We start from the raw sequence: 18,675 nt of genomic DNA, 5'->3' as shown, positions 1-18,675 counted from the left end.
CGTGGGTATCGTTATTCCGCTCGAAGAGAAGAAAGCTGCGGGCCTCGACAGCCTTCTCGAACTGATCCGCCAGGACCTCGAGCGCACCAACCAGCTCATCATCCAACGCACCGGCTCGGACGTCACCACGATCCCCGAAGTCGCGAACCACCTGATTTCGGCGGGCGGCAAGCGGCTGCGTCCCATGCTCGTCCTCGCGACCGCCGGCATGTGCGGCTATAAGGGCGACGGTCACCTGAAATTCGCCGCCGGCATCGAATTCATGCATACGGCGACCCTGCTCCACGACGATGTGGTGGACGAGTCCAATATGCGCCGTGGCAAGATCGCCGCCCGTATGCTCTGGGGCAATCAGACCTGCGTGCTCGTCGGCGACTTCCTCCTGGGCCACGCCTTCAAGATGATGGTCGAGCCGGGCCAGGTCCCGCCGCTCACCGTCGTCTCCCAGGCGGCCGCCGTGATCGCTGAAGGCGAGATTCTCCAGCTCAACGCCGCCAAGGACACGACGACGACTGAAGACGCCTATATGGCCGTCATCCGCCGCAAGACGGCGGAACTCTTCGCCGCCGCCGCCGAGGTCGGCGTCATGCTCGCCGGCAAGCCCAAGGCGGACGAAGCCGCGGCGCGCAGCTACGGCATGAATCTCGGCGTCGCTTTCCAGCTTATCGACGACGCGCTGGATTATGGCGGCTCCTCCGCCAAGCTCGGCAAGAATGTCGGCGATGATTTCCGCGAGGGCAAGATCACTCTGCCCGTCGTGCTGGCCTTCCGCCGCGGCAACGACAAGGAACGCGAATTCTGGCGCCGCACGCTGGAGAAGGGCGAGATCAAGGACGGAGACGTCGAGACCGCCTGCGGCCTGATGAAAAAGCACAAGGCGCTCGACGACACGATCGAGCGCGCCGCCCATTACGGCGCGATCGCGCGCGACGCGATGGAGATTTTCCCAGCTTCGCCATGGAAAAACGCGCTGCTCGAAGTCGTGGATTTCTGCATCGAGCGCGTCTACTGACGGGCGCTCCGGAAGCAAAGAAAAACGCCGGCCGAGCGACGCTCCGGCCGGCGTTTTCGCGTTCGCGCTCTATCAGGACTTCAGGCATTCGGCCTTGAACTGCCGCTTCGCCTTGCCCTTGAGGCCCTTGGCGGCGGCCTGCTCGTTGCAGCCCTTTTCCTTGTCCGCCTTGGCGACCGGCGCGGACGGCGTCGCCGGAGCGGCCGTCTCGGCGGCCGCCGGCGCAGCGCCGGACTCCGCAGTCCCCTTGCCGGCGATTTCCGCCGGCGGCTTCCATACCGTTTCCGCCGAGGAGGCGCTGGCGAAAGCCATGGCGGCAAGGCCCGCCGTCGAAAGAATCTTTATGCTCTTCAACATGACGTCTCTTTTTTCGTTCCGGAAGCCGGACGAACGGCTTCGCTGCTCTCCCTCGGCCACGCGCATCCGCGCAGCAGCCAAAGAAAGATTATGACATTTTTAAGAAAATGTCTTGGAGACGTCCGAGACGAAAGCTACTTTTCACTTGCGCAATAACATGCGAATTCCGCCTCCTAGCGCGCCCCTTGCCTCCAGAAGTGAATGGCGAGCGTCGCCGCGAGGGCGGAGAGGAACAGGCGCAAAAAGACGTGAGTGGGCATAACGCCGGAAGCCTCCAGCGCTTTAGCGCGGACGCCGCGCCGCTCCAGATCCCGCGGCGCGCCGCATTTCGCATCGAGATTCACATAAGTCATCGCCATTTCCCGCTCGCAAAACGACTCTCTCAGGCATTAAGGCTAATGGCTGAAGTCTTGCCGAGAGCTTGCGCGAATGACGCGGTTTATCGCGGGAGAGGGTTTCGTCGCGCCGCGACGCGCATAAGGATGAGAGATGGCTGAGCCCAGGGAAAGCAGATATGCGCAATTTGATCTGTCCGCGCAGCCGCCGATAGCCGAAAAGCGTCCCACGCAAAAAACTGTCCATGGGCGCGGGCTCGACGATCCCTATGCGTGGCTCGCCGCGGAAAATTGGCGCGACGTGCTGCGCGATCCGAAGAGGCTGCCCAAAGACATCGCGGCGCTGGTGAAGGCGGAGAACGCCTATTGCGCCAGCGTCGTCGCGCCTCTCGACGAATTACGCAAGACGCTCGTGAAAGAGATGCGCGGTCGCATCAAGGAGGATGATTCCGACGTCCCCGACAATGACGGCCCCTATGCCTATTACGGCCGGTTCCGCGAAGACGGCGAGCATCCGCTCTACTGCCGCACGCCGCGCAATGGCGGATGTGAGACGATCCTGCTCGACGGCGAGGCGCTGGCGAAAGGGCATGCGTTCTTCGATATCGGCGACACGGCTCACGCGCCCGACCATGCGCAGCTCGCCTGGAGCGTCGACGACAAAGGCTCCGAACTCTACGCCATTCATACGCGCGCCCTCGCGGACGGGATCGACCGCGCGGACGTCGTGACGGATACGGATGGCGCCATCGTCTGGACCTCGGATTCGAAGGCCTTCTATTATGTGCGCGTCGACGAGAACCACCGCACGGCTCAGGTTTTCCGCCACGAGATCGGCGCCGATCCCGGAACCGACCGCCTGATTCTCGAAGAGACGGACGGAGCCTGGTTCGTCGGGATCGAGGAAAGCCGCTGCCGCCGCTTCGCCATCGTCACGTTCCACGGCCACGACGCCGCCGAAATCTGGCTGATCGATCTGCACGGGACCGAGCCCGCGCCGCGGCTCGTCGCCGCGCGCGAGCCGAAGCTGCGTTACGACGTCGAGCCGCATGGCGACGTTCTGTTCATCCTGAACAATGCCGACGGCGCCGACGATTTTCGCATTTCCGCCGCGCCCCTCGCGGCGTCCGAGCGCGCCAATTGGCGCGACGTCGTTCCGCTTCGCGCCGGCGCGATGATCGTCGCCTTCACGGTCTTTGCGCATTTTCTGGTCTGGGTCGTGCGCGAAAACTCGCTGCCGCGCATCGTCATACGGGATCTCGAATCCGGCGACGCGCATGACATCGCCTTTGATGAAGAGGCCTACGCGCTCGGCCTCGATCCGGGTCTCGAATACGACACGACGACGCTGCGCTTCACCTATGCGTCCATGACGACGCCGGAGGAAATCTACGAGTACGACATGCGCGAGCGCACGCGCGTCCTGCGCAAAAGACAGGAAATTCCTTCCGGTCATGATCCGAAGAATTATGTGACCCGACGCCTCTACGCGCCGGCGCCCGATGGCGAAAGCGTGCCGATCACGCTGTTGCATCGCGCCGGTTTCGCGCCGGGCGCCGATGGCGCGCCGCTGCTGCTTTACGGCTATGGCGCCTATGGCCATTCGCTCGCCGCCGATTTCGACGAAGACGCGCTGTCGCTCGTCGATCGCGGCTTCGTCTACGCCCTCGCCCATACGCGCGGGGGAACCGATAAAGGCTGGAACTGGTACGAAACCGGCAAGCTCGAAAAAAAGACGAACACTTTCTCCGACTTCCTCGCCTGCGCACAGCATCTGATCGCTTGCGGCTATACATGCGAGGGCGCCATCGTCGCGCAAGGCGCATCGGCCGGCGGCATGCTGATGGGCGCGATTTTGAACGAAGCGCCGCAACTCTTCGCGGGCGTGATCGCAGGCGTGCCCTTCGTCGACGTGCTCAACACGATGCTGCGGGACGATCTGCCGCTCACGCCGCCCGAATGGCTCGAATGGGGCAACCCGATCGCAGATGCGGACGTCTACGACCGCATTGCCGCCTATTCGCCTTACGACAATGTGCGCGCGCAAATTTATCCGCCGATCCTTTCCATCGTCGGCGTCGCCGATCCGCGCGTGACCTATTGGGAGCCGCTGAAATGGGCGTCGAAGCTGCGCGCGACGATGACGGGCGGCGGACCCGTATTGCTTCACACGCATTTGACCGCGGGGCATGGCGGAGCCTCGGGACGTTTCGAGGCCCTGGAGGATACGGCGCTGGAATACGCCTTCGCGATCGCCTGTTCAAATCGCGCTAATGATCGCCGCTGACGTTTCGCTTCGACTGGAAGGTTCGATATGGCTCGCTCGCATTGCGAAGAATTGACGCACATCGTCCATCGCTATTTCATCTGGATCGTCATCGGCTCCTATATAGCCGCGGCGCTTGCGCCGGCAGCCGGAGTCGCCCTGCAAAAGGTCCGCCTCCTCGACACGGGAGCCGGCGGCGCGCCTGTGACGGCGACGATGCTGATGCTGTTTCTCCTGCTCTTCAACGCCGGTCTCGGAACCAATGCAGGAGAAATTCAAACGCTGGCGCGCAGGCCCGGCGTGCTGGCGATTGGCGCGCTCGGCAATTTCCTCGTGCCGCTGATCTTCATCGTTGCGGCGAGCTTCACGCTGGCCGCCTGGCACAATAGCGACGAAACGCAGCAGATCCTCACAGGCCTCGCTTTTGTGGCGGCGATGCCGATCGCCGGCGCTTCGACCGCCTGGGCTCAGACGGCCAATGGCAATATGTCGCTGAGCATTGGACTCGTTTTGACGACCACCGCGCTCAGCCCATTGCTCACGCCCGCCGTGCTACATGCGGTCGCGGGCTTGACGACCGGCGACTATAGCGAGGACCTCCACGAACTCGCCGCCGGCAATTCCATGAGTTTCCTTGGCATGTGGGTGTTCGCGCCATCCATTCTGGGCGTGCTCGCCGGGCGGCTGATCGGCGAGACCGCGAAGTCGCGCGCCAAGCCCTATCTCAAACTGTCGAATTACGGGATGGTCGTCCTGCTGAATTACGCCAACGCCTCGCTTTCATTGCCGCAGGTCGCGCGCAACCCCGATCTCGACTTTCTCGCGATCATGCTTTTGGTCATCCTCTTTCTCTGCGTGACCGCTTTCGCCGCGGGCTGGCTTTGCGCGCGCGTCAGCGGCGCGGACGCTGAAGAAACTGCGTCGCTGACATTCGCGCTCGGCATGAACAACAATGGAGCCGGGCTCTCGCTCGCGACGACCGCCATGCCCGATCACGCCGGCGTTCTGCTCCCGGTCATCTTCTACAATCTCGCCCAGCATTTCGTCGCCGCGCTCGCCGACCGTTCGCTCTTTCAGCGAAAGGCGGCGCGTTGACGCTCAAACCTCACATGGATGGCTTCTTACGCTGAACTTCTTCGGGCGGCAGCCATTCACGGCCGGCCTGCGTGCCGCGCTTCGCCTCTATTCCCGGCGAGCCCGCCGCCGTGCCGCTGGGGCCGGCGACGCCCGCGGGCGAAGCGTGTTCCTGCGCGGCCGGGTTTTCTTTCTGAACGACAGTCGGCGGCGTGACGTTGCCGCCGGCGGCGGGACCGGACGTATCCCCCGCCTGCGACTGCTCCGCAATTGCGGAAGGCGTCCGGCCGGTCTCCTCGTTCAAGGCCGGCTTGATGTCGGGACGCGGCGCGCCTTGAATGGCGGGCGGATTGGGATCGCCCTGGTCCTGCGCCTGCTGCGCGACGGCCGGCGCGAATGCGCTCGACGACAATGCGAGCGCGCCGATCAACAGCTTCTTCATGACGGTGACTCCTGCCCTTTGGTCCCTGCGGCAAATCCGTAAAGCGGCTAGATGGGAGAGGACGCGGCTCAGGCAAGAAATTATCGCGTCCCCCGCGCTTTTCGTTTACTCAGCTTTGGGGAGGTATCATCAATGGCCATTGAGACAAAACATCCGGAAACCCTTGCGCTTCACGCAGGCTGGCGCGCGGACCCCACGACCGGCGCGGTCGCCGTTCCGATTTATCAGTCGACGTCTTTCCAATTTCGCGACACTGAGCACGCGGCCAATCTTTTTGCGCTGAAGGAGCTGGGGCCGATCTATACGCGCATCGGCAATCCGACCGCCGACGCGCTTGAACAGCGCCTCGCCGCGCTCGAAGGCGGCGCCGCTGCGCTCATGCTTTCGTCCGGGCAGGCGGCCTCGGCCTTCGCGATTCAGAACCTCGCAAAGGTTGGCGACAATGTCGTCTCCTCGACCGATCTTTATGGCGGCACCTGGAATCTCTTCGCCAACACGCTGAAGGACCAGGGCATCGAGGTTCGATTCGTCGATCCGTCCGATCCCGAGAATTTCCGCCGCGCGATCGACGACCGTACGCGCGCTTTTTACGGCGAGACGTTGCCGAATCCCAAACTGACCGTTTTCCCGATCGCCGAGATCGCCGCGATCGGCCGCGAATATGGCGTTCCGCTGATCATCGACAACACCGCGGCGCCGATCATTGCGCGGCCGCTCGATCACGGCGCGGCGATCGTCGTCTATTCGACGACGAAATATCTCGGCGGCCATGGCACGTCGATCGGCGGCGCGATCATCGACGGCGGCAATTTCGACTGGGAGAAATTCCCCGCGCGCCAACCCGCGCTCAACACGCCGGACCCGAGCTATCACGGCGCCGTCTGGGTCGAGGCGGTGAAGCCCCTGGGGCCCATCGCCTATATCATCAAGGCGCGCACGACCCTGCTGCGCGACCTCGGCTCGTCGCCTTCTCCCTTCAACGCCTTCCTCACCTTGCAGGGAATCGAGACCGTGACGCTGCGCATGGAGCGCCATGTCGCCAATGCGCAGAAGGCGGCGGACTTTCTCGCGAGCCGAAGCGAAGTGACGCGCGTGATCTATCCCTCCCATCAGACCGGCGAAGCGCGCAAACGCGCCGACAAATATCTCAAGGGCGGCTATGGCGCGCTGCTCGGCTTCGAGCTGAAGGGCGGCGCGGAAGCGGGACGGCGCTTCATCGACGCGCTCGAAATGTTCTACCACGTCGCCAATATCGGCGACGCGCGCAGCCTCGCCATCCATCCCGCGACGACGACGCATTCGCAGCTTTCGGAAGAGTCGCAGCTCGCAAGCGGCGTGACGCCCGGCTATGTGCGCCTGTGCATCGGGCTGGAGCATATCGACGACATCGTCGCCGATCTGGAGAAGGGACTGAAAGCAGCGGGGGCGTAGAGCGCTCTTGCGCGAGAGCGGCGTCCTCCTCCTTCGCTCCGTTTTCACGGGGAGAGGGAGCGAGGCGACGCATCTCTCACTTCACTTTCACCGGATAGCCCGCAACCACCAGCGCCACATGCGCGGCGATCTTTGCGACCTCCTGATGCAGCACGCCTGCGGCGTCGCGGAAGGCGCGCGCGAGCGCATTCTCCGGCACAATCGACAGACCGACCTCCGGCGACACGACCACAGTCGGCGCGTTGCGAGATAACAGAGCCGCGACGAGCGCCTTGCGATCCGCCACGAGATCAGTCTCCGCGAACATTCTGTTCGAGAGCCAGATGGCGAGGCAATCGATCATCAGCGGAGCATTGGCGGGCGCATCGATGACAGCTTCCGGCAGAAGCTGCGGCGCCTCGATGGTGCGCCAGTCGCCGCCGCGCCGCGCCTGATGGATGTTGATGCGTTCGCGCATCTCGTCGTCGAAAGCCTGCGCCGTGGCGATGTAAAACCACGGACCCGGATGCGCCATGATGAGGCTTTCCGCATAAGCGCTTTTACCCGACCGCGCGCCGCCGAGGATGAAGGTGAGATGGGGGTTTTCGGTCACGGCGCTCCCTCGTCATTGCTGCGAAGAGCGCACGCGATGAAGCAATTCGGAACCGCGTCGGCCGCTCCTGGATTGCTTCGCGCTTTTGCGAAGTCGGGCATAACCGGCTTCGAGAAAAATGCTCGCAATGACGGCTGAAGCTTACGCATCGCCGGCCTTTTTGAAAGGCGTTTGCGCCAGCAACCGACCCTCCCTGTCGAAAACGATCGCCTCCAGCGCCACGTCCTCGGACCCGAGCGCCTTGGCCGCCGTCTCCCAGGCCGCCTGCGCGATTGGCGCCGCGAGATCGACGCCGGCCGCACGCGCAATCAGTAATGCGTCGAGCGCGCTATTGGCGTGCTTCACCCGCGCCGCGGTTTCCTCATCCGCGCCGGCGGCGCGCGCCGTCTCGCTCAATTGGGCGAGGTCGAGACTCGAACGGCCCGAATGCAGATCGAGCCGACCCTGCGCGAGCTTGGTCATCTTGGCGAAGCCGCCGCCAATGGTCACGCGCGCGACGGGATGCGTGCGCAGATATTTGAGGAGCCCGCCGACGAAATCTCCCATCTCGATCAGCGCCGCCTCGGGCAAGTCATAGAGCTTCTGCACGGCGGCTTCCGAGGTCGAGCCGGTCGTTCCGGCGATATGCGCGAGCCCGCTCGCGCGCGCGACGTCGACGCCGCGATGGATGCTGTCGATCCAGGCGGCGCAGGAGAAGGGCGTGACGATTCCCGTCGTGCCGAGTATCGACAATCCGCCGACGATTCCGAGGCGTCCGTTGAGCGTATGTTTCGCCAGTCTCTCGCCGCCGGGGATGGAAATCTCGATCTCGGCGTCCGCGCCGACGCCGAGCCTTTGCGCGGCTTCTTCGATCGTCTGCCGCATCATCTGGCGCGGGACGGGATTGATGGCGGGTTCGCCCGGCGGCAATGGCAGGCCCGGCCGCGTGACCGCGCCGACGCCTTCGCCGGCTTTGAAGATCACGCCCGCGCCCGGCGGAGCGTGGCGCAAGGCGGCGCGGATCAGCGCGCCATGCGTCACGTCCGGGTCGTCGCCGGCGTCCTTGACGACGCCCGCGCGGGCGAAATCGTCGCCCCGCGAAAACTCCGCAAGCGCGAAGGCCGCGCGCTTGCCGGACGGCAACGCGATCTCGACCGGGTCCGGCGGCGGCGCGCCGGTGACGAGCGCCTCGAAAGCCGCCCGCGCCGCGGCGGTTGCGCAGGCGCCGGTCGTCCAGCCCCGGCGCAGCGATCGATCTTTGCGCGCATCCGTCATAGGTCTCCTTTAGCATCCCGCGCGACACGCGCCCAACGATCCGCTACAAGAGACCCCCGTCTCGACATAGGAGCCTGGCCCATGAAGCGCAGCCATTTGTCCTTCTACGCCTTTGCGGCGCTCGCAACTGCCGACGCCAATGGCGCGCAGGCTTTCACCGTGAAAAGCCCGGACATCGCCGACGGCAAGACAATCGACATGAAGCATGTCTATGACAGCTTCGGCTGCACGGGCGGCAATCTCTCGCCGGAGCTGGTCTGGAGCGACCCGCCCGCGGGGACGAAGAGCTTCGCGGTTCTCGCGCACGACCCCGACGCGCCCACGGGGGGCGCGGGCTTCTGGCACTGGCTCGTCGTCGATATTCCGCCGGAGGCGCGCGGCCTCAAGCAGGGCGCGGGCGACGCTTCCGGCAAGAATCTTCCGCCTGGCGCGCAGCAGCTCGAAACCGACTTCGGCGAGAAAGCCTATGGCGGCCCCTGCCCCCCGGCCGGCGCGCCGCATCGCTACGTCTTCACCGTCTATGCGCTGAAAATCGACAAGCTCGGCGACGCCGCCCGCGGCCGCACCGCCATTGCAGGCTTCACCATCAACGCCAATGCGCTGGCCAAGGCCTCGGTCACCGGATTATTCGGACGTTGAGGGGACGTCCGTCATTGCGCCGCGCGTCAGAGACGAAACAATCCAGGCGCGTCAATGGCCCTCTGGATTGCTTCGCATCGCTCGCAAGGATGGCGGTTCGCGTCGTCATTGCGAAGAGGGTCGGAGACGAAACAATCCAGGGACGGCCATTGCGGCTCTGGATTGCTTCGCGCTTCCGCGAAGTCGGGTATGCCCGACTTCGAAAAAAATGCTCGCAATGACGAGCGCGCGCGCATGTCCTCCTCCAGCGCCTTACTCGCGCTCCTCGCGCTCGCATTCGACGCGGCGGCCGGTTATCCCGACTGGCTTTTCCGGCGGATCGGCCACCCCGTCACATGGTTCGGCGCGCTGATCTCGGCGCTCGACGCGCGGCTCAATCGCGCCTCGGACTCATTTGCGACGCGCCGCGCCAAAGGCGTTGCGGCCCTCGTCATTCTCGCGGCCGCCGCACTCGTCTCGGGCGCGCTCGTCGACGCGCTCGCCCGCGCCCTGCCCTATGGCTGGATCGTTCTCGCCCTGGCGGCTTCTTCGCTCATCGCGCAAAGGAGCCTCGACGGCCATGTCGCCGCGGTGGCGCGCGGTCTTTCGGCTTCGCTCGACGACGGCCGTCGCGAGGTCGGCAAGATCGTCGGCCGCGACGTCGCGTCTCTGGACGAGGCGGGCGTCGCCCGGGCGGCGATCGAGAGCCTCGCCGAGAATTTCTCCGACGGCGTCGTCGCGCCGGCTCTATTCCTCGCCTTTTTTGGACTGCCGGGCGCGCTTCTCTACAAAGCGATCAACACGGCCGACAGCATGATCGGCCACAAATCCGAGCGTTATCTCGCATTTGGCTGGGCGGCGGCGCGCTGCGACGACGTCGTCAACCTGATTCCCGCCCGCGTCGCGGCGGCCCTCCTCGCCGCCGCCGCCTGGGCGATGGGAGCAGACGCGCGGGAAGCCTGGACGACCGCGCTGCGGGACGCAGGCAAGCACGCCTCGCCAAACGCCGGCTGGCCCGAGGCCGCGATGGCCGGCGCGCTCGGCCTCGCGCTCGGCGGGCCGCGCGCCTATCAGGGGGCGAAGGTGGCGGGCGCGACGCTCGGAAAAGGTCGGCGCGACGCGAGGCCGAAAGACATTTCGCGCGCCCTGACGATTTACAGATGCGCGGCGGCCATGCTCTGGCTATTTGTTCTCGTCGGCGCGCTTGCAAGCGCTACATAGACTGTTTCTAAACCACAATCCAAGGCGGCGCGCATATTGGCGCAGGGTTGAGCTTGCCCTTTCATTTTTCTGGAAATGAAATATTTTATAAGGGAATTGTGCAGCGCAACATGGCGTCGGCGTAGGAGGTGGGAGAAGCGTAATTATGGACCGTATGTCGTACCACGTATATGAGATGCTGCATCTGGCCTTCGCGCCCGCGCGCGCGGCGACCGACGCGCTTCTCCATACGATCAAGAGTCCGCTCAACCCGCTCTACCATACCTCCTTCGGCCGCAGCATCGCCGCCTCGGCGGAACTCTTCGAGCGCATGACCCGCCGCTACGGCAAGCCCATATTCGGCCTCGACACGACCAAGGTCGACGGCGTCGAGGTGGACATTGTGGAAGAGCATGTCTGGACCAAGCCCTTCTGCAGCCTGCTTCACTTCAGCCGGCGATTCGAGGGCGAGGCGTCGCGACAGTCCAAGCTGCTCATCGTCGCCCCGATGTCGGGCCATTACGCGACCCTGCTGCGCGGCACGGTCGAGGCCTTTCTGCCGTCGCACGACGTCTATGTCACCGACTGGGCCGACGCCAGGACGGTGCCGGTGATCGAAGGCGCTTTCGATCTCGACGATTATATCGACTATCTCGAAGAGATGCTGCAGCATCTCGCGCAGGACGGGATTCCCGTCCATACGCTCGGCGTCTGTCAAGCTTCCGTGCCGCTGGTCTGCGCCATCGCCGCGATGGAGGCCGCCGACGATCCGGCCGCGCCGGATTCGATGATTCTGATGGGCGGTCCCATCGATACGCGCGTCAATCCGACAGCGGTGAACAAGCTCGCAGAAAAACGCGGCATCGACTGGTTCCGCCGCCACTGCATCCACACGGTCCCTTTCCCGCACGCCGGCATGGGCCGCGACGTCTATCCCGGCTTTCTGCAGCTTTCCGGCTTCATGGCGATGAATATCGAACGCCATGTCACCGCGCATATGGAGATGTTCAACCATCTCGTCGAGGGCGACGGCGATTCGGCCGAAAAGCATCGCGATTTCTACGACGAATATCTCGCGGTGATGGACCTGACAGCCGAATTCTATCTGCAGACCGTGGAGCGCGTCTTCATCAAGCATGAAGTGCCGCTGGGTCTGCTGCGCCATCGGGGCGAACTGATCGACCTGAAGAAAATCCGCCGCACGGCGCTGCTGACGGTCGAAGGAGAGAAGGACGATATTTCCGGCGTCGGCCAGACGCTCGCCGCGCAGGAGCTTTGCGCCGGCATTCCCGCCGCCCGCAAATCCCATCACCTTCAGGAGGGCGTCGGCCATTACGGCGTCTTCAACGGCTCGCGCTTCCGCAGGGACATCGCGCCGCGCATCGTGGCCTTTACGCGCGAGATGGAGAAGGTGGAAGCGTAATATGGTTTCCGTCTAATCGCTTCGCCGCGTCATTGCGAGGAGCGGAAGCGACGAAGCAATCCAGGGGCCGCAATGTGACTCTGGATTGTTTGGTCGCATTTTTCGACGTCGGGTATACCCGACGTCGCGCCATATGCGCCTCGCAATGACGGTAGCCGGTATGACGCGACCGCCTCGCTCCGATTAGAGCGTCGGCTTCAGCCCCGCCTTCTGATTTTCGCGTGCGAGCTTCATGACGTAAGTCTTCGTCTTCTCGTCGTCGAGCCAGGCGTCGACGCGCGGATTGGCGAGATGCTCCTGGCCCGTCTTTTCGAAAGTCTTCCAGGACGATCCGAGATATTGCGGCAGATTGAGAAAATCTCCGACCGTATGCGAGATGTGGTGGTTTTGCAGCTTGAAGAGATAACCGCCCTGCGCGCCGAAGACCCTGGCGACCGCCGGATAAACGGGGAAGATTTCGGAGCGCGCGAGGTCGTGAATTTCGTAATAGCCGAAGTCCCGCGCCGGCGGCTTGAGGCCGGCCTTCTCCCACATGCGCTTCGCGATGTCGAAGAGCACGAAGCTCTTTGGATGCACGATGCTGTACATGAAGACGCCGCGTCGGGCCCAGTTCATCAGATCGGTCGACAGGTCGAAGCCGTAAAGCTTGGCGTTCTCGATGAAGCCGGTCGCGGCTTCGTTCCACAGATCGAGATAGCCGAGAGCCTGAAAGACGTTTTCGTTGAAAGCCGCGCGCGTTTCGTCGAGCGTGAGGCCGGCGCGATAGCCAAAGAGGCCGATCGCCGAGTGATAGGGACCGAGCGGGCCGAAGATGAAGCCGTGAAGCGGCTCGGATTTGTCCTGGATATAAATGAGGTCCGGATGGAAGGCCGCGAAAGTGACGGCCGGCGTCTTCACGGTCTTCGGAAGCCGGCGGATCAGCTCCTCGGAATCGCCGCCGCCCCGCAAATGGCCTTCGAGGAAGTCATGCGTGAAGACATAGTCATAAGTCGCGAGGGTCGCGACCAGCATGTCCATGTTTGCGACGCGCGACCGGCCGATTGCGGAGAAATGATCCACCGTGGCGCTTGGATCCATGACCTTCATGGCGTAGGCCAGACCGAAAGCCTGACAGTTGCCCAGCACCGCAATGCGCGGCCCCGTATTACGGAGCGTCCTGCCCGTCAGCTTCGCCAGGCGCGGTTCGACCGCATATTGGCGCCACGACTTCAAAATCTGCTTGTCGATCTGGGAAAACATACGGTCATTCACCGGTTTGGCCGCGGCGCGACATGTCTTCGGCCTCAGGCTGGTGACAAGCGGCGGCGCCGCGTTTATGGTCCGCACACAAGCGACGGCGCGCCAAGAGCGCTGTAGAAGTCCGTTTGCGACGATCGATTCGAATCGACGAGGAGTTTGCCCTTGGCGGACAACCCCTATAGCTCCCTACCCGACCATCGTTTCTGGCGCAAGGCTGTGACCGGGCTGCCGCCTTTCGCCATCGATCCGCTGATCGAGACGCCTTTCAAGATCGCGCGCGAGGATCGCGTGGCGACGGCGGGAAGCTGTTTCGCGCAGGAGATCGCGCATCGCCTGCAGACGAGCGGCTACACCTATTATCTTGCGGAAAAGCCGCCGGAGGGCATGTCCCCGGAGGAGGCGCTGCGCCGCAATTACTCGATGTATTCCTGCCGTTACGGCAACATGTACACGACCGCGCAGTTCCGCCAGCTCGTCGAGCGCGCCTATGGCGCATATACGCCGTCGCTCGATTACTGGAATCGTCCGGAGGACGGCCGTTTCGTCGATCCCTTCCGTCCGCGCATCGAGCCCGACGGCTATGAGACGGTCGAGGAGATGCGCGCCGATCGCGAGCAGCATCTCGCCGCCGTGCGCCACATGATCGAGACGATGGACGTATTCGTCTTCACCTTCGGCCACACCGAGACATGGCGACACAAGCCCGATGGCGCGATCCTGCAGCTCGCGCCGGGCGTCGCCGGCGGAGCCTGGGACCCCGACGTCTACGAATTCTACAATATGACGGTGAGCGAGGTCGTGCGCGACTTCCTCGCCGCCATCGACCGGATCCGCGAGATCAATCCCAAAGTGCGCATCGTGCTGAGCGTGTCGCCGGTCGGCATCATCGCGACCTATGAAGACCGCCATGTCGTCGTATCGAACACGGCGATCAAGTCGATCCTGCGCGCCGCCGCCGACGAAGTCACGCGCGCGAGGCCGAATATCGCTTACTTCCCCTCCTACGATCTCGTGACCGTGTCGCCCAATGCGGGGCGCTTCTATCGGGACGATACGAGACGCATCAATCCGCACGGCATCGACCGCACGATGAAGATGTTCTTCGACCACTTCACCGATAAGGCGCGAGAGGAGGCGATCAAGTCGCTCAAGGTCGACGTCGTCGCCGAAGCGGAGGCCAATGCGCGCATCGTCTGCGACGAGGAAGCCATCGAGTCGGCGTAACCCTTTCTCTCTCTCCCCGCAAAGCGGGGTGAGGGGCAAGACGGCATTTTCGAACGCGCGTCACATGCAAGTGAGCAAAGCTCATCAATGAAAGATGGGGCTTTGCCCTCACCCTTGCCCTCTCCCCGCAAGCGGAGAGAGGGAACCGAATTTCACCTGGCAGGAACATAAACAATGATCATCGGCTCGCTCGCACTCGCCGCCGCCGGCGCTTTCACCGGCGCTTCTATTTATGTCAATTACGTCGAGCAGCCGGCCCGGCTCGCTTTGGGCGACGACGCGCTCATCAAGGAGTGGGAGCCTTCCGATCATCGCGGCTTCATTGTGCTTGCGGGATTGGCGGCGATTGCCGCATTATTCGGCTTCATCGCCTTTCGCGAATTGAACGATGTGCGCTGGGCGCTCGGCGCCCTCGTGATTCTGGCGTCCTGGCCCTACACCTATCTGGCGATCGTGCCGCTCAACAACCGCATCCTCGGCCTCATCGGCGCCGACGCCGCGCATGAGGCGCGCCAGGTGATCGATTTGTGGGGCAAGCTGGAAATCGGCCTCACCGCGATCGGCGTCGCGGCGATTGCGATCTTTGTCTGGGCGGCCGGCTGATCCCGATCGACGCAGCTAGCTGAACCGGCGCCTTTCTTGAAGAGCGGCATTCATGACTTATGATCTCGTGGTGATTGGCAGCGGACCGGGCGGCTATGTCTGCGCGATCCGCGCCGCGCAATTGGGCCTGAAGACCGCCATCGTCGAAAAAGACGCGACCTATGGCGGCACCTGCCTGAATGTCGGCTGTATTCCGTCGAAGGCGCTGTTGCACGCCTCGCATATGTTCGAGGAAACGGCTCACGGCCTCGCGCCGCTCGGCGTGATCGTCGAGCCGCCCAGGCTCGACCTCGACGCGATGATGAAGCACAAGGCCGATACGGTAGGCGCGAACGTGAACGGCGTCGCCTTCCTGTTCAAGAAGAACAAGGTCGACGCGTTCCGCGGCGTCGGGCGCCTCATTGGCCCCGGCAAGGTGGAGGTGAGCGGTCCCGACGGCGCCGCGCAGACGATCGAAACGAAAAACATCGTCATCGCCACCGGCTCCGCCGTCGCCCCGCTGCGCGACGCTTCCGGCGCGGAAATCCCGGTTGACGAAAAGACGATCCTGTCCTCAACCGGCGCGCTCGCTTTGGAGAAGGTCCCGCAAAAACTCGTCGTCATCGGCGCGGGCGTGATCGGGCTGGAGCTCGGCTCGGTCTGGCGGCGTCTCGGGGCAGAGGTGACGGCGATCGAATATCTCGACCGCGTTCTGCCCGGCTTCGACCTCGAAATCGCGACGCGCTTTCAGAAAATCCTCGAAAAGCAGGGCTTTTCTTTCAAGCTCTCCTCAAAGGTGACGGGCGTCGCGCGCGAGGGGGACGGCGTCGTCGTCTCCTATTCGTCCGTCGACGGCGCAACCTCGGACAAGATCGCCGCCGACGTCGTGCTGATCGCCACTGGCCGCATCCCCTATACGCAGGGCCTCGGCCTCGAAGAGGCTGGCGTCGCTCTGGAGCGCGGCCGGGTGATCATCGACGATCATTTCGCCACCAATGTCCCCGGCATTTACGCGATCGGCGACGTCGTGCGCGGGCCGATGCTCGCGCATAAGGCCGAGGATGAAGGCGTCGCCGTCGCGGAAATTCTCGCCGGGCAGGCCGGCCATGTGAATTACAACGTCATTCCCGGCGTCGTTTACACTTCGCCGGAAGTCGCGTCGGTCGGAATCACCGAGGAGGAGGCGAAGGCCAGAGGGCTCGACGTCGCCATCGGCAAGTTCCCCTTCTCCGCCAATGGCCGCGCCCGCTCCATGCGCGAGACGGAGGGCTTCGTGAAATTCATCGCCGACGCCAGGACGGACCGCGTTCTGGGCGTTCACATCCTCGGCGCGGGCGCGGGCGAGCTGATCGCGGAAGCCGCCGTGCTGATGGAATTCTCCGGCTCCGCGGAGGATCTCGCGCGCACCTGCCACGCCCACCCGACCATGTCCGAGGCGATGAAGGAGGCGGCGCTGGCGGTGGCGAAACGCGCCATTCATATCTGAGCTTTCGCCATAGGCTTGGCGAAGGCCTTGGCGGGAGCCGCGGAACGCATACATTCTGCCCAGATTTCTCTCACGACCGGGAAAGCCGCATGGACAAGGTGAACGCGCTGATCGACTGGCTCAAGCCGCGTCTTTCCCGCGCCTTCTGGTTCACGCTCGCGCTCATCTTCCTGATCGAGAGTTGGCTTTGGGACAATGTAAAGGAGTGGCTGCGCCGGCTCGAACGGGCGCTGGGCCTTGAGAAGTTCGAGCCCTGGCTCGAGAGCGTCGTCGCGAGGCTCTCCCCGCAAATGACGCTCGCTTTGTTCGCCGCGCCGATGATCGGCGTGCTGCCCTTCAAGATTGCGGCGCTCGCGCTTTTGGCGCATGGCCAGCTTCTGCTGGGGATCGTCTTCATATTCGGCGCGAAGGCGCTCACCCTTGGCGTCGAAGCTTTCCTCTTCGACATCTGCCGCGACAAATTGCTGCAAATGCAATGGTTCGGGCGCGTCTATTCGATTGTTCTCGACATACGCGCCTGGGCCTCGATGCTGGTGAGGCCATATAAGACGCGCCTTGCCGAGATCGGCCGCGACATCCGCATTTATGCGGAACAATTCATCGGCAAGGAGGGCGGCGCGTTTTCGCGGCGGATCGCCCGCCTCCGCGAGCTCGCGCGTCCCAACCGCTCGCGCTGAGTCACTCGCAGATGGCGTAGCCGAAGCAGAAATCCGCCTCGGCCTCGGCTGCGGATTTGAAAAAGGACGACGCGCTGGCGAAGCTTGCCGCCAGCAGGAACAAAATCAGACTGACGATTGCGGATTTATTCATTGCTTCCTCCCCGCCCGCCGCGCCTCGAAATAAACGTGCGCTTGAAATATCGGGGGAGACGGACAGACCTCGCGCTGTCGGCATCCCCAGCCGGGTTAACGCCAAACATCGGCTCCCGTTCCTCGAAAATCGCGAAGCTTCGCGCTTAATTGCAGATGGCGTAACCGAAGCAGTAATCGCTCGGATCCGCATGCGCGCTCGTCACCACATAGGCCCCGGCGCCCGCGAGTTCGAGCGCAAGAATGACAAAAACCGCCGCAACAGCGCCGACGCCAGCCGTCGATTTCATGAGAACCTCCCTTTGCAGTCGTTGTCGCCCATCGGCGATGTTGCGACTTTAGGAAGGGATGGCCGGGTTCGCGGTGCGGCCCCGCACATGGAAAACCGGGCTGATGGAAAACGGGCTGAAAAAACGAAAGCTCCTCGCCCGGGCGGGAGAGGAGCTCTCAAATGCGTATAAGTTGAAGCTTTAGAGCACGACGACTTTCGTGCCGACCTTCACGCGGCCATAAAGGTCGATGGCGTCGATGTCGCGCATGCGGATGCAGCCCGAGGAAACGCCCTGACCAATTTTCTCCGGCTCATTGGTGCCGTGAATGCGGTACAGCGTGTCCTTGCCGTCCTGGTAGAGATAGAGCGCGCGCGAGCCCAGCGGATTATCGGGACCGCCCGGCAGACCGCCGGCGTCGGCGGTCGGTTGCAGATGCGGCCAGCGCTGCAGCATGTCCTTCGGGGGGATCCAGCGCGGCCATTCCTGCATCGCGCCGACATAAGCGCGGCCCGTCCAGCCCATCGCATCCTGACCCGTGGCGACGCCATAACGAACGGCCTTACCGCCCGGCATCACGTAATAAAGGAAATGCGATTTGCTATCGACGATGATCGTGCCGGTCGTCTCGTCCGACTTGTAATCGACGAGATAGCGGTCGAATTCGGCGCTGATGTCGGCCTTGGGCGCAAGCGCCATGAACTCTGCGTCGCGACCGGAAAGTTTCGGGTCCGGCAGATGGGCGCCGCCGCTGTAGCAGCCAGCGAGCGCAAGCGCGGAAAGCGCCGTCACGAATACAAACCTCGAATTCATTACGAACGCTCCCTTCCGCCGCAAAATAGATGTTGCAGAACGATTACCACGAACTCGCCCAAGACAATCCGCCTCACTGTCACGCAAGAGCCAATATTCCCTAGGTGTTGCCGGGGCGCCACGGCGCACCTGCGGACGAATCCGCGTCAGTCGGCGCGCAAGGCTCTTGACGTCTTTCATTTTTCATAGACATGGGCCAAAAAACGGCGGAAATGAAGCGCGGGCCCTGAATTGGCCGGCACGAAGCGG

General features: G+C 63.6%; 20 protein-coding genes. 11 read left to right on the top strand and 9 right to left on the bottom strand.

Annotated features, from left to right (window positions below; genetic code table 11):
- The first annotated feature begins 1 nt into the window (after position 1).
- Positions 2-1,012: a polyprenyl synthetase family protein gene (locus tag MMG94_RS17425; protein ID WP_016921827.1), complete on the top strand. Its 1,011-nt coding sequence runs from the start codon at positions 2-4 to the stop codon at positions 1,010-1,012.
- A gap of 72 nt (positions 1,013-1,084) precedes the next feature.
- Here MMG94_RS17425 and MMG94_RS17420 read toward each other — a convergent pair whose 3' ends face one another.
- Positions 1,085-1,369 (bottom strand): PsiF family protein, encoded by a 285-nt coding sequence (locus MMG94_RS17420; protein ID WP_244415517.1) that lies wholly within the window; start codon positions 1,367-1,369, stop codon positions 1,085-1,087.
- Positions 1,370-1,542: 173 nt separating this feature from the next.
- A complete protein-coding gene (locus tag MMG94_RS17415) occupies positions 1,543-1,728 on the bottom strand; it encodes a hypothetical protein (protein WP_016921825.1) in 186 nt (61 codons plus the stop codon).
- A 130-nt stretch (positions 1,729-1,858) separates the two neighbouring features.
- Between MMG94_RS17415 and MMG94_RS17410 the strand changes: the two genes are divergently transcribed.
- Both MMG94_RS17410 and MMG94_RS17405 read left to right on the top strand, forming a co-directional pair.
- Entirely contained in the window at positions 1,859-3,991 is a 2,133-nt protein-coding gene (locus tag MMG94_RS17410) for a S9 family peptidase (protein ID WP_016921824.1), read from the top strand.
- A 27-nt stretch (positions 3,992-4,018) separates the two neighbouring features.
- Positions 4,019-5,065, top strand: a complete 1,047-nt coding sequence (locus tag MMG94_RS17405; protein ID WP_016921823.1) for a bile acid:sodium symporter family protein — start codon at positions 4,019-4,021, stop codon at positions 5,063-5,065.
- Between the two features lie 10 nt (positions 5,066-5,075).
- Here the strand turns inward: MMG94_RS17405 and MMG94_RS17400 are convergent, their stop codons facing one another.
- Entirely contained in the window at positions 5,076-5,486 is a 411-nt protein-coding gene (locus MMG94_RS17400) for a hypothetical protein (protein WP_016921822.1), read from the bottom strand.
- A gap of 132 nt (positions 5,487-5,618) precedes the next feature.
- Here MMG94_RS17400 and MMG94_RS17395 point away from each other — a divergent pair, with 132 nt between their 5' ends.
- Positions 5,619-6,917: an O-acetylhomoserine aminocarboxypropyltransferase/cysteine synthase family protein gene (locus MMG94_RS17395; RefSeq protein WP_016921821.1), complete on the top strand. Its 1,299-nt coding sequence runs from the start codon at positions 5,619-5,621 to the stop codon at positions 6,915-6,917.
- A 76-nt stretch (positions 6,918-6,993) separates the two neighbouring features.
- Here MMG94_RS17395 and cobU read toward each other — a convergent pair whose 3' ends face one another.
- The gene (cobU, locus tag MMG94_RS17390; protein WP_016921820.1) at positions 6,994-7,509 is read right to left on the bottom strand and encodes a bifunctional adenosylcobinamide kinase/adenosylcobinamide-phosphate guanylyltransferase; all 516 of its coding nucleotides are present in this window, start codon (positions 7,507-7,509) and stop codon (positions 6,994-6,996) included.
- Positions 7,510-7,650: 141 nt separating this feature from the next.
- A complete protein-coding gene (locus MMG94_RS17385) occupies positions 7,651-8,763 on the bottom strand; it encodes a cobalt-precorrin-5B (C(1))-methyltransferase (RefSeq protein ID WP_016921818.1) in 1,113 nt (370 codons plus the stop codon).
- An 81-nt stretch (positions 8,764-8,844) separates the two neighbouring features.
- Between MMG94_RS17385 and MMG94_RS17380 the strand changes: the two genes are divergently transcribed.
- The 3 genes from MMG94_RS17380 to MMG94_RS17370 all read left to right on the top strand — a co-directional run bounded on the left by MMG94_RS17380 (position 8,845) and on the right by MMG94_RS17370 (position 12,004).
- Entirely contained in the window at positions 8,845-9,402 is a 558-nt protein-coding gene (locus tag MMG94_RS17380) for a YbhB/YbcL family Raf kinase inhibitor-like protein (RefSeq protein WP_016921817.1), read from the top strand.
- Positions 9,403-9,636: 234 nt separating this feature from the next.
- Positions 9,637-10,602 (top strand): adenosylcobinamide-phosphate synthase CbiB, encoded by a 966-nt coding sequence (cbiB, locus tag MMG94_RS17375; RefSeq protein ID WP_154419639.1) that lies wholly within the window; start codon positions 9,637-9,639, stop codon positions 10,600-10,602.
- A gap of 145 nt (positions 10,603-10,747) precedes the next feature.
- Positions 10,748-12,004, top strand: coding sequence for a polyhydroxyalkanoate depolymerase (locus tag MMG94_RS17370; protein WP_040579200.1), 1,257 nt, complete (start codon positions 10,748-10,750; stop codon positions 12,002-12,004).
- Positions 12,005-12,187: 183 nt separating this feature from the next.
- Here MMG94_RS17370 and MMG94_RS17365 read toward each other — a convergent pair whose 3' ends face one another.
- Complete coding sequence (locus MMG94_RS17365; RefSeq protein ID WP_016919891.1) at positions 12,188-13,243, bottom strand: WcbI family polysaccharide biosynthesis putative acetyltransferase; 1,056 nt, start codon at positions 13,241-13,243, stop codon at positions 12,188-12,190.
- Positions 13,244-13,405: 162 nt separating this feature from the next.
- On the opposite strand from MMG94_RS17365, the gene MMG94_RS17360 reads away from it, so the two are divergent.
- The 4 genes from MMG94_RS17360 to MMG94_RS17345 all read left to right on the top strand — a co-directional run bounded on the left by MMG94_RS17360 (position 13,406) and on the right by MMG94_RS17345 (position 17,212).
- A complete protein-coding gene (locus tag MMG94_RS17360) occupies positions 13,406-14,467 on the top strand; it encodes a GSCFA domain-containing protein (protein ID WP_016919890.1) in 1,062 nt (353 codons plus the stop codon).
- Positions 14,468-14,641: 174 nt separating this feature from the next.
- Positions 14,642-15,070, top strand: coding sequence for an anthrone oxygenase family protein (locus tag MMG94_RS17355; RefSeq protein WP_016919889.1), 429 nt, complete (start codon positions 14,642-14,644; stop codon positions 15,068-15,070).
- Positions 15,071-15,122: 52 nt separating this feature from the next.
- Positions 15,123-16,535 (top strand): dihydrolipoyl dehydrogenase, encoded by a 1,413-nt coding sequence (lpdA, locus tag MMG94_RS17350; RefSeq protein WP_016919888.1) that lies wholly within the window; start codon positions 15,123-15,125, stop codon positions 16,533-16,535.
- Between the two features lie 89 nt (positions 16,536-16,624).
- The gene (locus MMG94_RS17345; RefSeq protein ID WP_016919887.1) at positions 16,625-17,212 is read left to right on the top strand and encodes a hypothetical protein; all 588 of its coding nucleotides are present in this window, start codon (positions 16,625-16,627) and stop codon (positions 17,210-17,212) included.
- 1 nt (position 17,213) lies between these two features.
- Here MMG94_RS17345 and MMG94_RS17340 read toward each other — a convergent pair whose 3' ends face one another.
- From MMG94_RS17340 to MMG94_RS17330, 3 genes are all read right to left on the bottom strand, one after another.
- Positions 17,214-17,345: a hypothetical protein gene (locus tag MMG94_RS17340; protein ID WP_016919886.1), complete on the bottom strand. Its 132-nt coding sequence runs from the start codon at positions 17,343-17,345 to the stop codon at positions 17,214-17,216.
- Between the two features lie 145 nt (positions 17,346-17,490).
- On the bottom strand, positions 17,491-17,634 hold the full coding sequence (locus MMG94_RS17335; protein WP_016919885.1) for a hypothetical protein: 144 nt from the start codon (positions 17,632-17,634) through the stop codon (positions 17,491-17,493).
- A 180-nt stretch (positions 17,635-17,814) separates the two neighbouring features.
- Positions 17,815-18,426, bottom strand: coding sequence for a L,D-transpeptidase (locus MMG94_RS17330; RefSeq protein WP_016919883.1), 612 nt, complete (start codon positions 18,424-18,426; stop codon positions 17,815-17,817).
- Positions 18,427-18,675 lie beyond the last annotated feature (249 nt).

This window comes from Methylocystis parvus OBBP (assembly GCF_027571405.1).
GTDB classification, from domain to species: domain Bacteria; phylum Pseudomonadota; class Alphaproteobacteria; order Rhizobiales; family Beijerinckiaceae; genus Methylocystis; species Methylocystis parva.
This window is presented reverse-complemented; position numbering and strand designations above follow the sequence as displayed.

Bases quoted from the DNA above. Each gene is read 5' to 3' on its own strand.
- MMG94_RS17420 (WP_244415517.1), bottom strand. From the start codon at position 1,369: ATGTTGAAGAGCATAAAGATTCTTTCGACGGCGGGCCTTGCCGCCATG.
- MMG94_RS17415 (WP_016921825.1), bottom strand. From the start codon at position 1,728: ATGGCGATGACTTATGTGAATCTCGATGCGAAATGCGGCGCGCCGCGG.
- MMG94_RS17410 (WP_016921824.1), top strand. From the start codon at position 1,859: ATGGCTGAGCCCAGGGAAAGCAGATATGCGCAATTTGATCTGTCCGCG.
- MMG94_RS17405 (WP_016921823.1), top strand. From the start codon at position 4,019: ATGGCTCGCTCGCATTGCGAAGAATTGACGCACATCGTCCATCGCTAT.
- MMG94_RS17400 (WP_016921822.1), bottom strand. From the start codon at position 5,486: ATGAAGAAGCTGTTGATCGGCGCGCTCGCATTGTCGTCGAGCGCATTC.
- MMG94_RS17395 (WP_016921821.1), top strand. From the start codon at position 5,619: ATGGCCATTGAGACAAAACATCCGGAAACCCTTGCGCTTCACGCAGGC.
- MMG94_RS17385 (WP_016921818.1), bottom strand. From the start codon at position 8,763: ATGACGGATGCGCGCAAAGATCGATCGCTGCGCCGGGGCTGGACGACC.
- MMG94_RS17380 (WP_016921817.1), top strand. From the start codon at position 8,845: ATGAAGCGCAGCCATTTGTCCTTCTACGCCTTTGCGGCGCTCGCAACT.
- cbiB (WP_154419639.1), top strand. From the start codon at position 9,637: ATGTCCTCCTCCAGCGCCTTACTCGCGCTCCTCGCGCTCGCATTCGAC.
- MMG94_RS17370 (WP_040579200.1), top strand. From the start codon at position 10,748: ATGGACCGTATGTCGTACCACGTATATGAGATGCTGCATCTGGCCTTC.
- MMG94_RS17365 (WP_016919891.1), bottom strand. From the start codon at position 13,243: ATGTTTTCCCAGATCGACAAGCAGATTTTGAAGTCGTGGCGCCAATAT.
- MMG94_RS17355 (WP_016919889.1), top strand. From the start codon at position 14,642: ATGATCATCGGCTCGCTCGCACTCGCCGCCGCCGGCGCTTTCACCGGC.
- lpdA (WP_016919888.1), top strand. From the start codon at position 15,123: ATGACTTATGATCTCGTGGTGATTGGCAGCGGACCGGGCGGCTATGTC.
- MMG94_RS17345 (WP_016919887.1), top strand. From the start codon at position 16,625: ATGGACAAGGTGAACGCGCTGATCGACTGGCTCAAGCCGCGTCTTTCC.
- MMG94_RS17340 (WP_016919886.1), bottom strand. From the start codon at position 17,345: ATGAATAAATCCGCAATCGTCAGTCTGATTTTGTTCCTGCTGGCGGCA.
- MMG94_RS17335 (WP_016919885.1), bottom strand. From the start codon at position 17,634: ATGAAATCGACGGCTGGCGTCGGCGCTGTTGCGGCGGTTTTTGTCATT.
- MMG94_RS17330 (WP_016919883.1), bottom strand. From the start codon at position 18,426: ATGAATTCGAGGTTTGTATTCGTGACGGCGCTTTCCGCGCTTGCGCTC.